Raw genomic sequence first — 18103 nt, 5'->3', positions numbered from 1 at the left:
CAGATTGATCCGAGCCAAACGTCAACGAACCAAGCACGCAGGCCGACTTCCGGGATCGATTGACCTTTGCCTGGTTGAACCGAAGGTTGTGGAGGAATGTCGGCCCTGCGGGGGGACACCAGCCATGCACGCACAATCCGGACATCGCCCGGCCTCGGCGCTGAAAGGTCTGCTGATCGCGACCGCCGCCACCCTGGGCATCCTTGCCGCGACCGCCGGTACGTCACAGGCCGCCGATCCGCCCGCATCCGGCGACGCCCTGATGAACCGTGCGCGCGAACTGTTCAAGCCGCTGCCCGCCAACCTGCCGGCGATCCATGGCAACGCCGTCACGCGCGAGAAGATCGAACTCGGCAAGATGCTGTACTTCGATCCGCGCCTGTCGGCGAGCGGCATCTTCTCGTGCAACAGCTGCCATAACCTGGGGCTGGGCGGCGTCGACGGGCTGGAGACCTCGGTCGGCCACGGCTGGCAGAAGGGGCCGCGCAACGCGCCGACCGTTCTGAACGCCGTGCTGAACGTCGCCCAGTTCTGGGACGGCCGGGCCGAGGATCTGAAGGCCCAGGCCAAGGGTCCGATCCAGGCCGGCGTGGAGATGAACAGCACGCCCGACCGCGTGCTGGCGGTGCTGAACAGCATGCCCGCCTACAAGGCCAAGTTCGCCGACGCCTTCCCGAACGAGAAGGAACCGTTGACCTTCGACAACGTCGCCATGGCGATCGAAGCCTTCGAAGCGACGCTGACCACCCCGGCGGCTCCGTTCGACCAGTATCTGGAGGGCAAGGCCGATGCGCTGACCGACACGCAGAAGGCCGGGCTGGAGCTGTTCATCGACAAGGGCTGCGCCGGCTGCCACAACGGCGTCAACGTCGGCGGCCACGACTACTTCCCGTTCGGCGTCGTGACCCGGCCGGGCGCGGAGATCCTGCCGCCGGGCGACAAGGGCCGCTTCGCCGTCACCAAGACCGCCGACGACGAATATGTCTTCCGTTCGCCCACCCTGCGCAACGTCACGCTGACCGCCCCCTATTTCCATTCCGGCAAGGTGTGGGATCTGCGCCAGGCGGTGGCGGTGATGGGGTCGAGCCAGCTCGGCGCCACCCTGTCCGAGCAGGAGATCGACAAGATCACCGCCTTCCTGGAGACGCTGACCGGCCAGCAGCCGCGCGTCGAATACCCGCTGCTGCCGCCCAGCACGCCGACCACGCCGCAGCCCGTGTTCAAGTAAGGGTTCTGGCAGGGATCCGGTAAGAAAATGGCCCTTCCCCACACCGGTGGGGAAGGGCCTTTTTTCTCGTCAGGCGGACCGCCGTCGGAACTGCCGCTTATTCGGAGCGGTAGCGCTGGTGGCAGGCCTTGCAGGTGTCGGCCATGGCGCCGAACGCCTTGCCCGTCGCGGCCTTGTCGCCCGAAGCGGCGGCGACCTTCAGCGCCTTGGCTGCGTTCTGCGTGTCCTGCGCCTTGGCGGTGAAGTCAGGGAAATTCGCCCAGATGACTTCCTTGGCCGCGGTCCGGCCCTTGTCGGAACCCGGCGGGAACAGGCTGGGGATCTTTTCGGCGAAGGCGTCGATGCGGTCGGCCACCGGGCCGACGGCGGCCAGATCGCCCTTGCCGACCGCGTCCTTGATCTCGCCCATCGCCTTCTTGTAGTCCTCGAACCCGGCCTTGCGGATCTGGATCACGTCCTGGGCGAAAGCGGCGCCGCCGGTCAGCATCAGCGCGGCGGACGCCGCAAGCACGATACGGGAAAACACGATTCTATCCCTTCCTTGGATTCAGTCCCCCACGCCAGACCTTACACACCGCCACGCCCAAGCTGTCAAGTGAAGCGGCCGTGACGGAGTTACCCCGTCACGGCATTCATTTGTGCTGTAACAATCAATGCTGCGCATGGACGGTGCGGGATTTGGCGATGTCGCGGCCTGCATCCAAAGGGTGTTGGGAATACCCGCGGATCGGCGTTCCGCTTTGCACCGCCGTTGCGCCGGTACGGTGCGGCCACAGGGCGGAAAAACCGCCGAAGCCTGCGGTTTTCACCGCCCGACCGGCCTTGCAACCGTGATAGAGCGGAAGTAAGGTCCGGCCTCGCGCCTTCCACCCGGAGGGGCAGGCGTCGCACGACGTCTCCGTCACACCGTCACCATAGCCCTGAGGGGGCCCGCCGCCATGTCGATTATCGCGTCCCGTCTCTCGCGCATCAAGCCGTCGCCGACCATCGCCGTGACCAACAAAGCCCGTGAACTGAAGGCGGCCGGTCGCGACGTCATCGGCCTTGGCGCCGGCGAGCCGGACTTCGACACCCCCGACAACATCAAGGCCGCCGCCATCAAGGCGATCGAGTCCGGTGACACCAAGTATACCGCGGTGGACGGCACGCCGGCCCTGAAGAAGGCGATCTGCGCCAAGTTCGAGCGCGAGAACGGCCTGAAGTACACGCCCGAGCAGATCACCGTCGGCGTCGGCGGCAAGCAGGTGCTGTACAACGCCCTGATGGCGACGCTGAACCAGGGCGACGAGGTCATCATCCCGGCCCCCTACTGGGTCAGCTACCCGGACATGGTGGAACTGGCGGAAGGCACGCCGGTCTTCGTCTCCTGCCCGGCCGAGCAGGGCTTCAAGCTGCAGCCCGCCGACCTGGAGAAGGCGATCACGCCGAAGACCAAGTGGCTGATCCTGAACTCGCCGTCGAACCCGTCGGGCGCCGCCTACACCCGCGCCGAGATGAAGGCGCTGACCGACGTGCTGGTCAAGCACCCGCATGTCTGGGTCATGACCGACGACATGTACGAACACCTGCTGTATGACGGCCTGGAATTCGTCACCCCGGCCCAGGTCGAGCCGTCGCTGTACGACCGCACCCTGACCGTCAACGGCGTGTCGAAGTCCTACGCGATGACCGGCTGGCGCATCGGCTATGCCGGCGGCCCGAAGGAGCTGATCAAGGCCATCGGCGTCATCCAGAGCCAGTCGACCTCCAACCCGACCTCCATCGCCCAGGCCGCCGCCGTCGAGGCGCTGAACGGTCCGCAGGACTTCATCAAGGAGCGTGGCGAGGCCTTCCGCCAGCGCCGCGACCTGGTGGTGTCGATGCTGAACCAGGCCACCGGCATCAGCTGCCCGAAGCCGGAAGGCGCCTTCTACGTCTATCCGTCCTGCGCCGGCACCATCGGCAAGACGACGCCGGACGGCAAGGTGATCGAGACCGACGAGGATTTCGTCACCTACCTGCTGGAGTCGGAAGGCGTCGCCGTCGTCCAGGGTTCGGCCTTCGGCCTCGCCCCGCATTTCCGCATCTCCTACGCGACCTCGACGGAAGCGCTGGAAGAGGCGTGCAAGCGCATCCAGCGCGCCTGCGGCAACCTGCGCTGACCGCACCGCCGCGGTGACCGAGTAAGGATAAGGGCCGGCCCCGCAAGGGTGCCGGCCCTTTCCGTTTGGATCTTGAAGGGTTGCATTCGGGGTTGCCGGTTTACTTCCCGACCAGCACGTCCGACGCCTCGATGATCGCCGTAACGCTGTGGCCGCTGACCAGACCAAGTTCATCGACCGTCTCGCTGGTGACGGTGGAGGTGATGACGGTGCCCTTCAGTTGACTGCGCGCGCTGAGTTTCATCGGAGTCGATCCTGCAGTCGCTGGATGGAGTGTGCTGCAGGCCGCAGCCGGAAAAGAGTGGCGCGTTCAGCGGAATATCCAATAGGGAATAACAGTCGCGACACGTCACTGCCCGCCGGGCCGGGCCGGGCCGGGCGGGGCAGTGACGTGTCGGGGGCGGGCTACAGCGCCGCCAGCATGTCCTTGCGGATTTCCACCGCACGGTCGGCGGCCTTGCCGACCACCTCCTGCAGGCGTTCGAACTCGGCGCTGTAGCTGCCGACGCCGAAGGTCAGGGACCGCAGTTCCACGATCAGGTCCTGCATGTCGGCTTGCGGTATGCACGCCTTCACCTCGTCCCAGCCGGGCCAGCCCGGCCTTGCGTCGAAGCCCAGCAACTGGCCGCGCCGGCCGCTGACCAGCCGCTGCACCTTGGGCGTGAAGGCGCTGGGCACCGCGATGGTGACGGTCAGGATCGGTTCCAGCAGCACCGGTTCGCAGGCCGGCAGGGCTTCGGTCATCGCCTGCCGCGCCACCGTCTTGAAGGCCATGTCGGAACTGTCGACGGCGTGGAATTGGCCGCCGGTCAGCTTCACGGCGAAGTCGACCACCGGGAAACCGAGCGGTCCGCGCACCGCCGCCTCGCGCATGCCGGCCTCCACCGCCGGGATGTACTGGCGCGGCACGGCGCCGCCGACCACCGCATCCTCGAACTGGATGCCCGATCCGCGCGGCAGCGGCCGAATCTCCACATGAATGTCGGCGAACTGGCCGTGGCCACCGGTCTGGCGCTTGAAGCGGGCGTGGTGGCTGGTGCTCTTGCGGATCGACTCCTTGTAGGGAACCTGCGGCGGCTGGCCCTTCACCGCGACGTTGAAGCGGCTGCGCAGCCGGTCCATCGCCAGCTTCAGATGCACGTCGCCCTGGCCCCACAGCACCAGCTCCCCGGTTTCGGGCGACTGGTCGAGAGTCAGGGACGGATCCTCCTCCCGCAGCTTCTGCAGGGCGGCGGACAGCTTCACCTCGTCGTTGCGGTTCTCGGCGCGCAGGGCCAGCCCATGCACCGGCGGGGCGGCGGCCGGCCAGTCGGCGGGCGGGCCGAGATTGGCCTTCTCGGTCAGCCGGTCGCCGGTCGCCGCCTTTTCCAGCCGGCCGAGCGCCACGAGGTCGCCCGCCGTCGCCTGGGGCACCTTGGTCTGGTCGCGGCCGAACAGATGGAAGATGCCGGACACCCGCTCCCCGCCCAGCGTCATGCCGTCGGTGACGGTGCCGCGCCAGATGCGGGCGAGGCTGAGCTTGCCGGCATGGGAGCCCATCATCGTCCTGACCACCTGGGCCGCCACCGCCGTATCCGACGGAATATCGATGCGCCCGGCGGTGACGCCGACCTCCGGCCCGTCATGGCGCAGGGCCTTCAGCAGGCGGCGGATGCCGTTGTCGTTCTCCGCCGATCCGAAGAAGACGGGCACGATCAGGTCGTCGGCCAGCTCATGCGCCAGAGTCTCGTACAGATCCGCGCTGTCGGGGGCCATGTCCTCCAGCAGCTTTTCCAGCAGGGCGTCGTCGAAGTCGGCGGCCGATTCCAGCATCGCCTGCCGCGCCTCCTCCTCCCACTCACGCACGCTGTCGGGCAGGGCCACCAGATCGGACGGCTTGTGCGGGTTGAAGCGCCAGGCGCGTTCGCTGACCAGATCGACCAGCCCGGTGATCTGGCCGTTCTCGCGCAAGGGCACCTCGCGCAGGACCAGCTTGCGGGCCGAGACCTCCTGATAGGCGGCGACGACGTCGCGCACCCGCAAATCGCCCAGCGTGTCGATCTTGTTGATGAACAGCAGATGCGGGATGCGGTGGTCGTCCAGCACCTTGAACAGCGGGGCCAGCAGCACCGCCTTCTCCGGCGCCGCCTCCGCCACCACGATGGCGATGTCGGCGGCCATCAGCGCCGCCTGCGCCTCGCCCGCCAACTCCACCGAGCCGGGGCAGTCAAGGATCGACCAGCGTTCGCCCAGATAGTCGAAGGAGGCGACGTTCAGCTCGGTGCTCATCGACCGGGCCTTCGCCTCCGGCGAACTGTCGCCCACGGCGTTGCCGTCGCGCACGCTGCCCTTGCGGGTGACGGCCCCTGCCGCGAACAGCAGGCTTTCCAGCAGCGTCGTCTTGCCGGCGAGATAGGGGCCGACCAGCGCCGCGCAGCGCGCCGTCCGGATTTGCGTATGCGGCATTCACACCTCCCGTGGAAGCTTCGGGCCATTCCGGCCGTTCTAGGAGGGGCCGGGCTGCCGGGCCGCGCCGGGGATGGGGCGCTGGTGCCGGCCGCCGTGGCGGCCCGTTCGCGTGTGGCTCTAGACAGGCATATCCGGGTGGGGCGACGGGCGGCGGACGGGTGCGGGGATGGCGCATCGGGTCCGGAGCCGGCGGAACGCCCGCATCGGACTTTCGATGCTCCACCCGAACGGCGCGGCTGTCGATGGAAAAATAGGGCGACGGACCGTCACGCAGCCGCTCTTTGCGCCGGATCGGGTACATCAGAGCGGGCGGCGTTCGATGCGTCGATGGGTCGCATCGGTCGGTGGCGGCCATGCCAGCCCCGGCATCAATTGCCGCCGCGCCCGGTTAAAGCGTTCATGAACAAAAGAAATACGCTCTAAAGCTGTATCCGTAAGTGGATTTCCACAATATTGCTATGCTGCAACGCAGCGTGACCGCGACGAAATGGAGCGGACAAATGCATGAAACCTTCTGCTAGTAGCTTGACCCGAAAATGGCCGCGCGCAAACGCGACGACGGCCTGACAACAATCGACGGGCTGTCCGGCGTCCGCCGGCAGGCCTCAAGTCCTTGGGGAAAACGCATATGCGCCTGTGGTTTCGTTTGCTGGTGGCCGGCCTCATCGTCGCCGGAACCGCCGTTTCCGCCCCGCTGTCCACGCCTGCCGCCGCACAGGCGGCCCAGCCGACGCAGGAGGATGCGAAGGCCATCACCCTGAAGGCGGCGGACCTGATCGCCGCCCAGGGCCTGGAGGAGGCCAGCAAGGCCTTCAACGCCGACGGTCCGTTCAAGCACGGCGAGATCTACGTCAACGTCATCGACTTCGCCGGTGTGTGGAAGGTCTATCCGCCGCGTCCGGCCGGCGTCGGGCAGAGCGTCATCAACGTCAAGGACCCGGATGGCCGCTTCATCGTCCAGGACGTGCTTGCCGTCGCCAAGGAAAAGGGCGAGGGCTGGGTCGAGTACCGTTGGCTGAACCCCGCCAGCAACAGGATCGAGCCGAAGATCACCTATGTGAAGCGCGTGCCCGGCCAGGAACTGGTCGCCTATGTCGGTATCTACAAGTGACGGCCGCGGGTGATGGCCGCCGCGTGACGCGGTGACCGTTCGGCGACGCTGATGGGGGAATGGGGATGAGCGGCGGTGTCTTTGCGCGTCTGTCGGGCCTGTCGGTGGCGGGCCGGGTGTTCGCGGCGCCCCTGATGGGGATCGTCCTGACGGTGGCGGCTCTGGTTCTTGCCGACCGCGAGTCGGAGCAGGCGCTCGGTGCCGTGGACGGCATCCACAGCGAGGCGGCGGAACGGCTGGGCCGCATCGACCGGCTGGTCGCCATCGCCTATGTCATCCACAGCGACGTGTCGCGCCATCTGGCGCTGTCCGGCTCGGGCATCGAGGAGGCGAAGCTCCAGTCGATGCGCGACGCCATCGCCGCCAACCTGGCCAAGGCGCGCACCGCGATCGCGGAGCTGCGCGCCATGCCGCTGGCCGAGGCGGAGCGCGCGATGCTGGACGAGGTGTCGGCCCGGCTCGGCGCCTATGCCAAGGCGGTGGACGAGATGAACCAGATGGCGGCCATCGACCGCCTGATCGGCATCCCGATGATGGCCCACACCGACGTCCAGTTCGCCGCCCTGACCGCCAAGGTGGTGGAGACGCAGGCCGCCATCGGCCGGTCCACCGCCGCCGCCACCCAGGAGACCCGCGATGCCACCGCCGCGGCGCGGCGCCACTTCGCGCTGGTGATGGCCGGGCTGCTGCTGGCGATGATGGCGGCCGGGATGGTGCTCGCCCGTTCCATCACGAGGCCGTTGCAGCAACTCTCGCGCACCACCACGGACCTCGCCGCCGGGAAGCTGGAGGGCGTGGTCGAGGGCGGCTGGATGCGCAACGAGATCGGCGCCATGGCCCGCGCGCTGGAGGTGTTCCAGACCAACGCCCGCGAGGTGGAGCGGCTGACCGCCGACCAGCAGCGCCAGAAGGCGGAGGCCGAGGCGGAGAAGCACCGCGCCATCCATGAGCTGGCTGAGCTGTTCGAGGCCCGCGTGGCGGAGGTGGTCCAGCAGGTGGGGGCCGGCGCCCATCAGGTGCGCAGCAACGCCGCCGGCATGCTGGAGCGCGCCGACAGCGCCAACCGGCAGGCCGCCACCGTCGCCGCCGCCAGCGCCCAGGCGGGATCCAGCGTCCAGACCGCCGCCGCGGCGACGGAGGAGATGTCGGCCTCCATCGCCGAGATCGGCGCCCAGGTCCGCCGCTCCTTCGACATGGTGCGCGGCGCCGTGCGGGCGGTGGAGGAAACCAACGGCCATGTCGTCGGCCTGTCCGACGCCGCCCACCGCATCGGCGAGATCGTCGGCCTGATCAACTCCATCGCGGCGCAGACCAATCTTCTGGCGCTGAACGCCACCATCGAGGCGGCGCGGGCGGGGGAGGCCGGCAAGGGTTTCGCCGTGGTGGCGAGCGAGGTGAAGAACCTCGCCAACCAGACGGCGAAGGCCACCGAGGACATCGGCACCCAGATCGCCGCCATGCAGCAGGTGACCGGCGCCGCCGTCACCGCCATCCGGGGGGTGGGCGAGACGGTGGTCGGCATCGACGAGATCGTCGGCTCCATCGCCGGGGCCATGGAGCAGCAGGCCGCCGCCACCGGGGAAATCACCCGCAACGTCCAGGAGGCCGCCGCCGGCACCGCCGAGGTGTCCCGCACCATCGCGACCGTCTCCACCAGCGCCGGCGAAACCGGCACCGCCGCCGGCGAGGTGCTGCGCGCGGCGGAGCTGCTCGACGGGCAGGCGGTGACGCTGAGCCGCGAGGTCAAGAACTTCATCGGGCGGCTGCGGGCGGGATGAGGCGTCCCGGTCGCGCCGCTTCCCTTGGCGTTGGTCCGGCCTGCCGTCCGCGACGCTTGATCCCGAAATCCGGCCCCGGACTTCTGCCTCGAAGTTTGACTGCGAAGTTTAGCCGCATCAGGCTTGAAACCCTTGTCCCGCGCCCAAGCTGATGTGCCTGGACGGCGGAGCGGAGGCCTATGACGGCCGTGCCGATGCCGGGGTATGAGGCAGAACCCAACAAGAGGGATCAAGAACATGAAGATCGACATCGGGATCTCGGACGCAGACCGCAAATCCATCGCCGAAGGGCTGCACAAGGTTCTGGCGGATACCTTCGCGCTTTATATCAAGACCCATTCGTTCCACTGGAACGTTACCGGGCCGATGTTCAACACGCTCCACACCATGTTCATGACCCAGTACACGGAGCTGTGGAACGCGCTGGACGAAATCGCGGAGCGCATCCGCGCCCTGGGCTATCCGGCGCCGGGCAGCGTCTCGCAGATCGCGGAACTGGCCTCGATCAAGGAGGAGGTCGGCGTTCCGAAGGCGCAGGACATGATCCGCCAGCTGGTCGAGGGCCACGAGGCCGCCGCCCGCACCATCCGCAGCGTCTTCCCGCTGGCCGAGAAGGGCAGCGACGAGCCGACCGCCGATCTGCTGACCCAGCGCCTGCAGATCCACGACAAGACCGCCTGGATGCTGCGCAGCATGCTGGAGTAGCACCGGCTGTCCGAAACGCCGTTGCGGAAAGGGCCTCCCCGTCAGATGGACGGGGAGGCCCTTTCCGTTTGCGCTCGGGCCGTTTCCTGCCTTACGCGGCGTTCCTGGCCTGCTGGCGGACCGGCAGATTGGGGATGGTCAGGGTGAAGATGGTGCCGCCGTCGCGTTCGATCTTCAGCGTTGCGCCGGCCTGATGCGACAGGGCCTGCACCAGGTTCAGGCCCAGCCCGCTGCTGGACCCGCCGCGGCTGGGGCGCTTGTGCTGGCTCGGCATGCCGGCGGGAAGGCCGACGCCGTTGTCGCGCACGATCAGCCGCATCCCGTTCTCTTCCCGTTTCAGCATCACGCGCACGGTGCCGGGATGGCCGTGCGGGAAGGCATGCAGCAGGGCATTGGAAACCAGTTCGCTGGTGGCGATGGCCAGCGGCGTGGCGCGGTCGGCATCGACGATCCAGTCCTCGGTTTCCAGCTCCAGCCGGGCGGCGGTCGGGTTGTCGGAACGGACCAGACCGTCGCACATCTGGCGCAGCGCGTCGGCGAAGTTGATGTGGGCCGGCTCGGCGGAGCGGTGGAGCAGCTCGTGCAGCAGGCTCATGGTCTGGATGCGGCGCAGGCTCTCGTCGAAGCCGCGGCGGGCATTCTCGTCGATGCGGGCCGCCTGCAGGCGCAGCAGGCTGCAGATGACCTGAAGGTTGTTCTTCACCCGGTGCTGGACCTCCTTCAGCAGCACCTCCTTGTCGGTCACCGCGGCTTCCAGCTGGGCATTGGCGCGCTCCAGCTGGGCGGTGCGCTGGTGGACATGCTCCTCCAGCGTGTCGTAGGCGTGCTGAAGGGCGTCCTCCGCCTCGCGCTCGCGCCGGGCGCGCTGGATGGCGAGGGCGCCGATCACCGCCACGGTGGCGCAGGCCGCCGCGGCGAAGGCGGCGTAGATCCACAGCCGCTCGCTCCAGCGATGCAGAACGCTGCCGGTGGCGATGGTCACCACGGCCGACAGGCCGGTGTCGCCGATCGGGCGCGTCACGGTGATGTCGTCGGCATGGCTCGCGGTGTCGTCGTCGCCCTTCTGCCCGCCCATGGTGCCGCCGCCCTCCGGCTCGCGCAGGAGCGGCGTGCCGTCAGGCTTCAGGATGGAGATGCTGTGGCCGTAGCCGACGTCCAGGGCGCGGTAGACGTCGCGGAAGGCGCGGGCGTCCAGCCCGGCGACCGCCCAGCCGCGCGGCGGATTGCCGGGGAGCGGCTGCGCCAGAGTGACCACCGCCCGGCCGTCCATCCGGCTGTCGCCGATGGCCAAGCCGTCGGGCCACAAGGCCGGCGTGGTCGCGGCGGCCGTATCCGGCAGGCTCGACAGGCGCAGGGCGCCGGACGCGTCGCGGATCTCCAACCCCACCATGTGGGGGGCGCTGGCCGCCAGCAGGGCCATGCGCTCGCGCGTTTCCTGGTCGTCGGGCAGCGGCGCATCGGCCGGGCCGGCCAGGGTCGCCGTCTGGGTCAGCAGCAGGTCGCCGGTCTCGAACAGCCGGGCGGCATGCTCCGCCGCCAGCAGCCCGATGTTGCCGGCGACCCCGGTCGCCTGCTGCACCGCCTCGTTGCGGTCGCGCCAGGCGAAGACGGCCGACAGCCCGACCGTCAGCAGGACCGCCGCCGTGCAGGCGATCAGGACAAGCGCGGAACCGGGCAGCCGGTAGAGCGGGGAGGAGTGGGAACGCAGCGCGCGCAACGGCATCGTGTCGGAAACCATGTGGGGTGCGGCCATTCATGCTTGGCCGGAAACGGTAACACCGCCCGGCGGGTGACGGTTCCGCCGAACGCTACCCGTGTTGAAGCCGCAGCGGCCACCGCCTATTGTGGGGTGCCGATAAAGTCATCCCGCTTTGTCAGGTGTCGCGGCGGCTATCTGGAGGATGGTGTTATGCGGATCGACGGGACGGCCTATCGCATCATCCGGGCGGAGGGCGGAGGAACCGTGAGCGCGCCGACGCCGCCGCCGAGGCGGAAGCGGCGGCCATCGCCGACGAGGATGTGGAAGCCCACCACGCCATCGGCCTGCATGGCGCGGTATTGATCCGGGACGCGTCCGCGCAACCAGGGTGCCAGCCTGACCGCTCGGAAGCTGATGCGGCACTGCAAGGTCGATGAGTGCAGGGTCGGCCCCGACCGCAACACCGCGACAGGCGGCGTCTGCGCCGCGTCGCGCGATGGGCTGCGCGGGCTGTTTCCGGAACGGGGATAGGGCGGGGAAGCGTCAGCGGCGGTCGGAGAGCAGCCGCCGCCACAGCGGCCGCGGCGTGTCTTCCGCATTCTTGGCATCGAGCCATTCGTCCGCCAACTCGCGGACCTGCCAGTCGCCGAGAAAACGCTCACAATTGATGGCGGTGTAAAGGCGCACGCGCTCTTTCCCCAGCCGTTCGAAATAATCCAGCGTTCTTTGGCGGTCGATGTCTTCCATGGGCCCCAATGAAACGGAGATTGCGGACGGTCCATGCTGGAACGTTCGTCCGTACCCCGGATATTGGGAGAAGCCCCCTGCCCATGCAACTGTCTCTTCGTCGCGGTTCCATCCCCCGGAAGGGGTGGAGCGCGTCCCCCTATCGGGAGCCGGCGTCGAGGCGTCCGGTATGGACCACGACGTCGGACAGCGGAATGCCGGCCTGAGCGGCCGCCCGCACAAGAGACTCGCGGTTGGGCCAGTAGAGTCGGCCTCCGGCCTCCGTCAGCACACCCTGCCGCTTGATCACCCAAAGGCCGCTGAACGCCATCTCGATGATCCGGCCCATCGGACTGGAATGGGGGGAGGATTGATCCCTGTCGGGTAGGCAACCGCCGTTGTGGCGTCTGTCGTTGAACGTCATCTCTACTCTTTCACGTGCCGGCCTTATCTTCGCGTGGCTTCGATATCCCCGCGCAAGGAGCCGATCTCTGCCCCCTAGGTGGGATGCTTCAGGGAGAAAGCAATGTCCTAACCAAATCTCGGTGAAATTTCATTCAGAAAGTTTTAATTATTTATTGCCGGGCGGAAACATTTCAAATGGTCTTACCAAACAATTCAGTAACCATATTTTTAAAGTGGGATAATCGCCTGCTTCGATACGGTAAACTCCTGATATCCATTCCCCCGTCGTCTTCACGGCTCCTTTCTGCGCGAATAGGGTAATCCTCAACGAACGGGTGAGTTCATTACCCCGAAATGGTCACAGCACCACCCGGCGCCGCTCACCAAACATAAGCATGGCCGTAGAGAGAGCTCGAGAATGGCGCCCGACGGCCACGCCTGTGTTTAATAGGAAGAGAGCGATGAAGACGACCATGCGGACATTCACCACCGGGGCGACGGTGCTGCTGATCGGTGCGACCCTGCTCGGCGGCTGTTCGAACCTGAACCACCGCGAGAACCGCGCCCTGACGGGCGGAGCGATCGGCGCCGCCGGCGGTGCCGCCATCGGTGCGGTCACCGGCGGCAGCGCGGTCTATGGCGGATTGCTGGGCGGTGCCGCCGGCGCCGCGGTCGGCGCCCTGACCGCGGAGGAAGGAAAAAAGCACCGCCGCTGAGGCATCGCCGCCGAGCGGCCGAGGGGCGGCGCTCCCGTTCCCCTCTGCCGTTCCCCTCTGCCGCTCCCCCCTCCGCAACTCCCCTTCGCCGCTCACTCGTCCTCGTCGTCCTCGAACTGGTCGAGGCTCAGCGACCGGACCTCGGTGCTGGGGTTGGGGGCCGGCGGGGCGGCGGGCGGCATGCCGACAGGGCGGGGAGGGGCCGGCCGGGCGACGCCGCGGCCGGGCGGCATATGGGCGTTGGGGCCCTTCAACGGGCTGTTCAGCGTGCCGCGCGGGCCGATGCTGGGTTCGTCGCCGAAGTCGGGCAACGGCGGGATGCGGTCCATCACGCGGCGGATCAGGGCCGCGATGCGGTCGGTTTCGGCGCGCAGGGCCTGCCCGCGCTCCCCCTCATAGAGTGGATCGTCGAGGAACTTGCGGATTTCCAGCACGCCGCGCAGTTCCACCCCGCACATCTCATGGGTGCCGATGGGCAGGGCCTTCACCCGGGCGAAGCTGGAGAAGAAGCCGGCGCTGCCCTCCACGAACTGGACCACCATGCGGGCGTGCAGACGTTCCAGCGCGGTGGTCATCGGATCGATCAGATCCTCCATCTCCTCCGGCGCGGCGTCCAGCCGTTCCTGCGTCAGCGCCGCCAGCGCGAAGAAGTCGCGCACCCGCCGGCTGAATCGGCGGTAACGGCCCAGCCCGCCGACCGACACCCGCTCGCGCGCCGTCTGGGCCAGCTCCGCCGACTGCTTCAGCATGGCGTCGAGCCGCATCAGCAGCGTCGCGATCTCGCGCTGGCGCTGGGCCGCGCTGCGGCCGGGCGAGGGTGCCGGCGAGGCGGCCGGGCGGCGGGGTGGGTTGGAACGCATCATGCCGGTACGGGGTGGCTCCTCTGCTGTCCGCTCCCCGGCGCCGAGTCTTCGGCCGGGCCTTGCCGGATCTCCTTGCCGGATTTCAGCGCTGGGTGCGGACGGTCACCGACTTTTGCCCGCCGTTGCGCACCACCGTCAACTGCACCGGCGTGCCGACGCGCATAAGACCGATGCGGTTGCGGAAATCGGTGGCGCTGCGGATGGGACGGCCGTCCACCGCGACCACCACGTCGCCGCTGCGCAGCCCGCCGCTGTCGGCGGGCGATCCGCGTTCGATCTTGGCGATCAGCGCGCCCTCGTCGCCCTGCAGGTTCAGGCTTTCCGCCAGATCGGGCGTCAGATCCTGGATGGCGACGCCCAGCCGGCCGCGCCGCACCTCGCCATATTCGCGCAGCTGCTCCATCACCGAGCGGACGATGCTGACCGGCACGGCGAAGCCGATGCCGACCGATCCGCCGGCCGGGCCGATGATGGCGGTGTTGATGCCGATCAGCTCGCCCTGGAAATTGACCAGAGCGCCGCCGGAGTTGCCGGGGTTGATCGAGGCGTCGGTCTGGATGAAGTCCTCGTACCCCTCGATCTTCAGCCCGCTGCGGCCGAGCGCCGAGACGATGCCGGAGGTCACGGTCTGGCCCAGACCGAAAGGATTGCCGATGGCGACGACGAAGTCGCCGACCTTCGCGCGGTCCGAATCGCCGAGCGGCAGGGCGGTCAGGTTCTCCGCCTTGATCTGCAGCAGCGCGATGTCGGTGGCGGCGTCGCGGCCGATCAGCCGGGCGCGCAGGCGGCGGCGGTCCTTCAGCGTGACGGCGATCTCCTGCGCGTTCTCCACCACATGGCTGTTGGTGACGACATAGCCCCTGGCGGCGTCGACGATCACGCCGGACCCGGCGCTGACCTGCGGGCGGCCCTGCGGCATCTGGTCCGGCAGGTTGAAGAAGCGGCGGAAGAAGGGGTCGCGCAGCAGCGGGTTTTCCGCCTGGGGCGCCTGGCTCAGCACCGAGATGTTCACCACCGCCGGAGTCACCTGTTCCAGCATCGGGGCGATGGTGCCGCCGCCGACCGCGCCCAGCGGCAGCGCCGCCGCGGCGGGCGAAGCCCCCAACCCGGCAGCGGCCCCGGCCCGGCCCAGCGCCGAATCGGCCGGTGCGACCAGCGCGCCGCCGGCCAGCGCAGCCATCCCGACGGCAGCCGCAAACACCACCGGACGCACCACCGCTTTCATCGCTTCTTCCTTTCCTGGAGGGGAATTTCCATCGGAGACGGTCACCGACCGGGCTGATTTGGGACAAAAAGGAAGGCGGTTCAAGCCTGTCCGTCCCCTGGCGCTCAAGCTTCCGGGCGACGGCCGATTCCATCGGGAAGAATGATAGCCCGGCGGCGGCGGAAACTCCCGGTAAACAAATTCGGTGGTATAGGACAGGGCTGGCGTGCCCCCCGGCGAGAGGGGGATGGCGCGGTCGTTGGAAGGCGGGTTGAGCGCGATGAACGGCGGGTCACTGCTCGAACTGACCGAGCAAGAGTATCTGCAGATGGAGGAGGCCCTGTCGCAGACGGCGCGGGGCCGCGCCTTCCTGCGCATGCGCGACCGGCGCTGCCGCGTCGTCGCCTCCGACGATTTTCACCGGCTGGTCGACAAGCTGGAAACCCAGGTGGACCGGCTGAGCGGCGCCTCTCCCAGCGCCTTCGCCGCCCTGGCGCCGGGCGAGGATCCGCGCATCCAGCAGGAGTTGACCGCCATCACCCAGGTGGTGCGCGAGGCGCGCAGCGACATCGCCGCGCTGAAGGCCACCGACACCGGCTCCAACCGCATCGAGGCGGCGACCGGCGAACTGGACGAGATCGTCGCCGCCACCGAGCGCGCCACCACCGACATCCTGAACGCGACGGAGAAGATCCAGGAAATCACCATGTCGATGCCGCGCGACGACGCCGATCTGGCCGAACGGATCGACGCGGTCGAGGCGTGGTGCATCGAGATCATGACCGCCTGCTCCTTCCAGGACATCACCGGCCAGCGCACCACCAAGGTCGTCAACACGCTGCGCTACATCGAAGAGCGCGTGAACACGATGATCGAGATCTGGGGCGTCGAGCGGCTGGCGGTGGCCGAGCAGCACCACGCCCCGGGCGAGATCTCCTCCCACCGCAAGATGGGCGACACCCGTCCCGACGCGCATCTGCTGAACGGCCCGCAGCTGGGCGGCCCGGAGGTCAGCCAGGACGCCATCGACGCGCTGTTCGCCAGCGTGCCCGAGGTGGCGGAACGGGCGGAGCCGCTTCCGGCCGACGTGGAGCCTTCTCCGCCGCCCCCTCCGCCGCCACCCCCGCCGCCCGCCGATCCCGGCGGCGGCGATGGCGGCGGCCAGATCTCCCAGGCCGACATCGACGCCCTGTTCGCGTGACCGGACATGGCGCAAAACGGCAAATCCCGCATCCGCCTGACCCAGGACCAGCTCGACCGCGTGTGCGAGCGCCATGTCCGATTCGCCGAGGGGCGTCCGAACGGCGCCCGCGCCAACCTGCCCTTCTTCGATCTGTCGGGCCTGTCGCTGGCCGGCCGCAACCTGACCGGCGCCCATCTGGCCGGCGCCATCCTGCGCGACGCCGACCTGCGCGGTACGATCCTCGACCATGCCGACCTCTACGGCGCCGACCTGCGCGGAGCCGACATGAGCGACTCGCGGCTGTTCCGCACCGACATGCGCGGCGCCAACGTGCGCGGCGCCCGGCTGGACGGCGCCACCATGGTCGAGGTCGACCTGCGCGACGGCAGCATGGTCAACCGCAACAGCGCCGGCGAGCTGAAGGTGGTGGGCTTCGACCCCGGCCCGGCCGACATGGCGTCCGCCCGGCTGACCAACGCCGACATGGCGCGGGCCAAGCTGTCGGGCAGCTTCGCGCGGGCGGCCGACTTCACCAACACCCGGCTGGCCGGCGCCCGGCTTGACCGCACCGACCTGCGCGACGCCAATTTCTCCGGCGCCGACCTGCGCGGGGCGGATCTCAACGGTTCCGACCTGCGCGGCGCCATCCTCGATGGGGCCAACCTGGACGACGGCGGGCTGGAGCAGGCGATCCGCACCGACGAGCAGGCCCATGCCGCCCGGCAGGCGCCGCCCCAGGGGCCGGCGGCCGATCCGGAACCGGAGGCCGCCGCGGCGGTCGAACTGCCGGCCCTGCCGGCCGAGCAGCTGGACGGCATGCTGCGCCAGCACATGATCTGGCTGGGCACCAGCGGCAAGCAGGGATGCCAGCTCGACCTGACCGGGCTGAACCTGGAGGGGGCCGACCTGACGGGCAAGATCCTGACGCTGGCCAAGGGCACCGGCGCCCGGCTGCGCCATGCCCGGCTGAACGGCGCCCAACTGCAGGCCGCCCAGTTCGACGGCGCCGACCTGCGCTCGGCCGATCTGCGGTCCGCCGACCTGCGCGGGGTGAAGCTGGACCGCGCCATCCTGATCGACAGCCGGCTCGACGGCGCCAATCTGGGCATGCTGCTGGTCAGCGCCGGGGCCAAGGTGATGCGGGCCTCACTGGTGCGGGCCCGGCTGGCCGGCGCCTCGCTGGCCGAGACCAACCTGAAGGGCAGCGACCTGACTCTGGCCGACCTGACCGGCTGCGACCGCTCGTCGGCGGTGCTGGAGGGCGCCATCCTGGAGGGGACGCGGCTGGGCGGGGCCTGACCCGCCGGGGAATCGCCCGCCGGCGGATTGTTCCAGCCGGCGGGATTTCTTTCGGGAAGCCGTTGATTGCTTTCAAATTTCCGTCACGATCCCTGTCGGAGATTGCCGCCGCCGCCGTGGACGGTACTGCCCGCAAGAGACGGTTTCCTCCCTGGCCGGGCAGCGGGAGAACTGAAAAAGGGGTTGTGTCATAACGGTTTAGCGCCACGGGTGGGGCTTGACGCCTTGGCAGGCCGGTGGCACGCTGATGCTCAAGCGCGGCGCACTGCGACCATAAGCGCCCGCACCGAATGGGGGAACGTCAACGATCATGACCAAATCGGAACTGATCCAACGGCTGGCGGAACGGAATCCGCATCTCTATCAGCGCGACATCGAGAAGATCGTCGGCACCATCTTCGATGAGATCACGGAAGCACTGGCGCGCGGCGACCGGGTGGAACTGCGCGGCTTCGGCGCTTTCTCCATCAAGAAGCGGGACGCGCGCACGGGCCGCAATCCCCGGACCGGAGAATCGGTTGACGTCGGCGAGAAATGCATCCCGTTCTTCAAGACCGGTAAGCAGCTCCGGGAACGTCTGAACACGGACTGAGCGCC

At 68.6% G+C, this 18103-nt stretch carries 18 protein-coding genes and 1 pseudogene; 10 read left to right on the top strand and 9 right to left on the bottom strand.

The genetic code is table 11. The features are described from left to right. Positions 1 to 124 precede the first annotated feature (124 nt). Positions 125 to 1228, top strand: coding sequence for a cytochrome-c peroxidase (locus tag DM194_RS10720; protein WP_111067303.1), 1104 nt, complete (start codon positions 125 to 127; stop codon positions 1226 to 1228). Positions 1229 to 1325: 97 nt separating this feature from the next. Here the strand turns inward: DM194_RS10720 and DM194_RS10715 are convergent, their stop codons facing one another. Next, on the bottom strand, positions 1326 to 1754 hold the full coding sequence (locus DM194_RS10715) for a c-type cytochrome (RefSeq protein WP_111067302.1): 429 nt from the start codon (positions 1752 to 1754) through the stop codon (positions 1326 to 1328). Positions 1755 to 2166: 412 nt separating this feature from the next. Between DM194_RS10715 and DM194_RS10710 the strand changes: the two genes are divergently transcribed. Continuing rightward, entirely contained in the window at positions 2167 to 3369 is a 1203-nt protein-coding gene (locus tag DM194_RS10710; RefSeq protein WP_111067301.1) for an aspartate transaminase, read from the top strand. A 100-nt stretch (positions 3370 to 3469) separates the two neighbouring features. Here DM194_RS10710 and DM194_RS10705 read toward each other — a convergent pair whose 3' ends face one another. Both DM194_RS10705 and DM194_RS10700 read right to left on the bottom strand, forming a co-directional pair. Further along, positions 3470 to 3613, bottom strand: coding sequence for a TOBE domain-containing protein (locus tag DM194_RS10705; RefSeq protein ID WP_111067300.1), 144 nt, complete (start codon positions 3611 to 3613; stop codon positions 3470 to 3472). Positions 3614 to 3774: 161 nt separating this feature from the next. Then, complete coding sequence (locus DM194_RS10700; protein WP_111067299.1) at positions 3775 to 5814, bottom strand: elongation factor G; 2040 nt, start codon at positions 5812 to 5814, stop codon at positions 3775 to 3777. Positions 5815 to 6445: 631 nt separating this feature from the next. Between DM194_RS10700 and DM194_RS10695 the strand changes: the two genes are divergently transcribed. From DM194_RS10695 to DM194_RS10685, 3 genes are all read left to right on the top strand, one after another. Next, positions 6446 to 6928: a cache domain-containing protein gene (locus DM194_RS10695; protein WP_111067298.1), complete on the top strand. Its 483-nt coding sequence runs from the start codon at positions 6446 to 6448 to the stop codon at positions 6926 to 6928. 65 nt (positions 6929 to 6993) lie between these two features. Then, complete coding sequence (locus tag DM194_RS10690; protein ID WP_111067297.1) at positions 6994 to 8706, top strand: methyl-accepting chemotaxis protein; 1713 nt, start codon at positions 6994 to 6996, stop codon at positions 8704 to 8706. Positions 8707 to 8943: 237 nt separating this feature from the next. Further along, positions 8944 to 9411, top strand: coding sequence for a Dps family protein (locus DM194_RS10685; RefSeq protein ID WP_111067296.1), 468 nt, complete (start codon positions 8944 to 8946; stop codon positions 9409 to 9411). A 91-nt stretch (positions 9412 to 9502) separates the two neighbouring features. Here DM194_RS10685 and DM194_RS10680 read toward each other — a convergent pair whose 3' ends face one another. Then, the gene (locus DM194_RS10680) at positions 9503 to 11164 is read right to left on the bottom strand and encodes a sensor histidine kinase (RefSeq protein ID WP_246024189.1); all 1662 of its coding nucleotides are present in this window, start codon (positions 11162 to 11164) and stop codon (positions 9503 to 9505) included. A gap of 176 nt (positions 11165 to 11340) precedes the next feature. Continuing rightward, positions 11341 to 11493, bottom strand: coding sequence for a hypothetical protein (locus tag DM194_RS28085; protein WP_162629999.1), 153 nt, complete (start codon positions 11491 to 11493; stop codon positions 11341 to 11343). Here DM194_RS28085 and DM194_RS29120 point away from each other — a divergent pair. Then, positions 11480 to 11593, top strand: a pseudogene (locus DM194_RS29120) (S-methyl-5-thioribose-1-phosphate isomerase); the annotation flags it as partial. The gene DM194_RS28085 and the pseudogene DM194_RS29120 sit on opposite strands and share 14 nt — an antisense overlap. Positions 11594 to 11653: 60 nt before the next feature. Here DM194_RS29120 and DM194_RS10670 read toward each other — a convergent pair. Beyond that, complete coding sequence (locus DM194_RS10670) at positions 11654 to 11857, bottom strand: hypothetical protein (RefSeq protein WP_111067294.1); 204 nt, start codon at positions 11855 to 11857, stop codon at positions 11654 to 11656. A gap of 139 nt (positions 11858 to 11996) precedes the next feature. Continuing rightward, entirely contained in the window at positions 11997 to 12260 is a 264-nt protein-coding gene (locus DM194_RS10665; protein WP_162629998.1) for a hypothetical protein, read from the bottom strand. 442 nt (positions 12261 to 12702) lie between these two features. Between DM194_RS10665 and DM194_RS10660 the strand changes: the two genes are divergently transcribed. Beyond that, positions 12703 to 12957 carry a hypothetical protein gene (locus DM194_RS10660; RefSeq protein ID WP_211110588.1) on the top strand — a complete coding sequence of 85 codons (255 nt, stop codon included), beginning with the start codon at positions 12703 to 12705 and terminating at the stop codon, positions 12955 to 12957. A gap of 92 nt (positions 12958 to 13049) precedes the next feature. On the opposite strand, the gene DM194_RS10655 is transcribed toward DM194_RS10660, so the two are convergent. Both DM194_RS10655 and DM194_RS10650 read right to left on the bottom strand, forming a co-directional pair. Continuing rightward, entirely contained in the window at positions 13050 to 13820 is a 771-nt protein-coding gene (locus DM194_RS10655; RefSeq protein WP_111067292.1) for a hypothetical protein, read from the bottom strand. Positions 13821 to 13902: 82 nt separating this feature from the next. Then, positions 13903 to 15045, bottom strand: a complete 1143-nt coding sequence (locus DM194_RS10650) for a Do family serine endopeptidase (protein WP_111067291.1) — start codon at positions 15043 to 15045, stop codon at positions 13903 to 13905. A 226-nt stretch (positions 15046 to 15271) separates the two neighbouring features. Between DM194_RS10650 and DM194_RS10645 the strand changes: the two genes are divergently transcribed. The 3 genes from DM194_RS10645 (at position 15272) to ihfB (ending at position 18098) form a co-directional block, all read left to right on the top strand. After that, positions 15272 to 16225 carry a hypothetical protein gene (locus tag DM194_RS10645; protein WP_246024188.1) on the top strand — a complete coding sequence of 318 codons (954 nt, stop codon included), beginning with the start codon at positions 15272 to 15274 and terminating at the stop codon, positions 16223 to 16225. 6 nt (positions 16226 to 16231) lie between these two features. Beyond that, positions 16232 to 17506, top strand: a complete 1275-nt coding sequence (locus tag DM194_RS10640; RefSeq protein WP_111067289.1) for a pentapeptide repeat-containing protein — start codon at positions 16232 to 16234, stop codon at positions 17504 to 17506. Positions 17507 to 17816: 310 nt separating this feature from the next. Further along, positions 17817 to 18098, top strand: a complete 282-nt coding sequence (ihfB, locus tag DM194_RS10635) for an integration host factor subunit beta (RefSeq protein WP_012972825.1) — start codon at positions 17817 to 17819, stop codon at positions 18096 to 18098. Positions 18099 to 18103 lie beyond the last annotated feature (5 nt).

Origin of the sequence: Azospirillum ramasamyi (assembly GCF_003233655.1) — a bacterium.
Lineage (GTDB): Bacteria > Pseudomonadota > Alphaproteobacteria > Azospirillales > Azospirillaceae > Azospirillum > Azospirillum ramasamyi.
Note: the sequence above shows the minus strand (reverse complement) of the source record. Positions and strands in the feature narration are given on the sequence as shown.

Coding starts and splice junctions, on each gene's coding strand:
- DM194_RS10720 (WP_111067303.1), top strand. CDS start 125: ATGCACGCACAATCCGGACATCGCCCGGCCTCGGCGCTGAAAGGTCTG.
- DM194_RS10710 (WP_111067301.1), top strand. CDS start 2,167: ATGTCGATTATCGCGTCCCGTCTCTCGCGCATCAAGCCGTCGCCGACC.
- DM194_RS10705 (WP_111067300.1), bottom strand. CDS start 3,613: ATGAAACTCAGCGCGCGCAGTCAACTGAAGGGCACCGTCATCACCTCC.
- DM194_RS10700 (WP_111067299.1), bottom strand. CDS start 5,814: ATGCCGCATACGCAAATCCGGACGGCGCGCTGCGCGGCGCTGGTCGGC.
- DM194_RS10695 (WP_111067298.1), top strand. CDS start 6,446: ATGCGCCTGTGGTTTCGTTTGCTGGTGGCCGGCCTCATCGTCGCCGGA.
- DM194_RS10690 (WP_111067297.1), top strand. CDS start 6,994: ATGAGCGGCGGTGTCTTTGCGCGTCTGTCGGGCCTGTCGGTGGCGGGC.
- DM194_RS10685 (WP_111067296.1), top strand. CDS start 8,944: ATGAAGATCGACATCGGGATCTCGGACGCAGACCGCAAATCCATCGCC.
- DM194_RS10680 (WP_246024189.1), bottom strand. CDS start 11,164: ATGGCCGCACCCCACATGGTTTCCGACACGATGCCGTTGCGCGCGCTG.
- DM194_RS10670 (WP_111067294.1), bottom strand. CDS start 11,857: ATGGAAGACATCGACCGCCAAAGAACGCTGGATTATTTCGAACGGCTG.
- DM194_RS10665 (WP_162629998.1), bottom strand. CDS start 12,260: ATGACGTTCAACGACAGACGCCACAACGGCGGTTGCCTACCCGACAGG.
- DM194_RS10660 (WP_211110588.1), top strand. CDS start 12,703: ATGAAGACGACCATGCGGACATTCACCACCGGGGCGACGGTGCTGCTG.
- DM194_RS10655 (WP_111067292.1), bottom strand. CDS start 13,820: ATGATGCGTTCCAACCCACCCCGCCGCCCGGCCGCCTCGCCGGCACCC.
- DM194_RS10650 (WP_111067291.1), bottom strand. CDS start 15,045: ATGAAAGCGGTGGTGCGTCCGGTGGTGTTTGCGGCTGCCGTCGGGATG.
- DM194_RS10645 (WP_246024188.1), top strand. CDS start 15,272: ATGGCGCGGTCGTTGGAAGGCGGGTTGAGCGCGATGAACGGCGGGTCA.
- DM194_RS10640 (WP_111067289.1), top strand. CDS start 16,232: ATGGCGCAAAACGGCAAATCCCGCATCCGCCTGACCCAGGACCAGCTC.
- ihfB (WP_012972825.1), top strand. CDS start 17,817: ATGACCAAATCGGAACTGATCCAACGGCTGGCGGAACGGAATCCGCAT.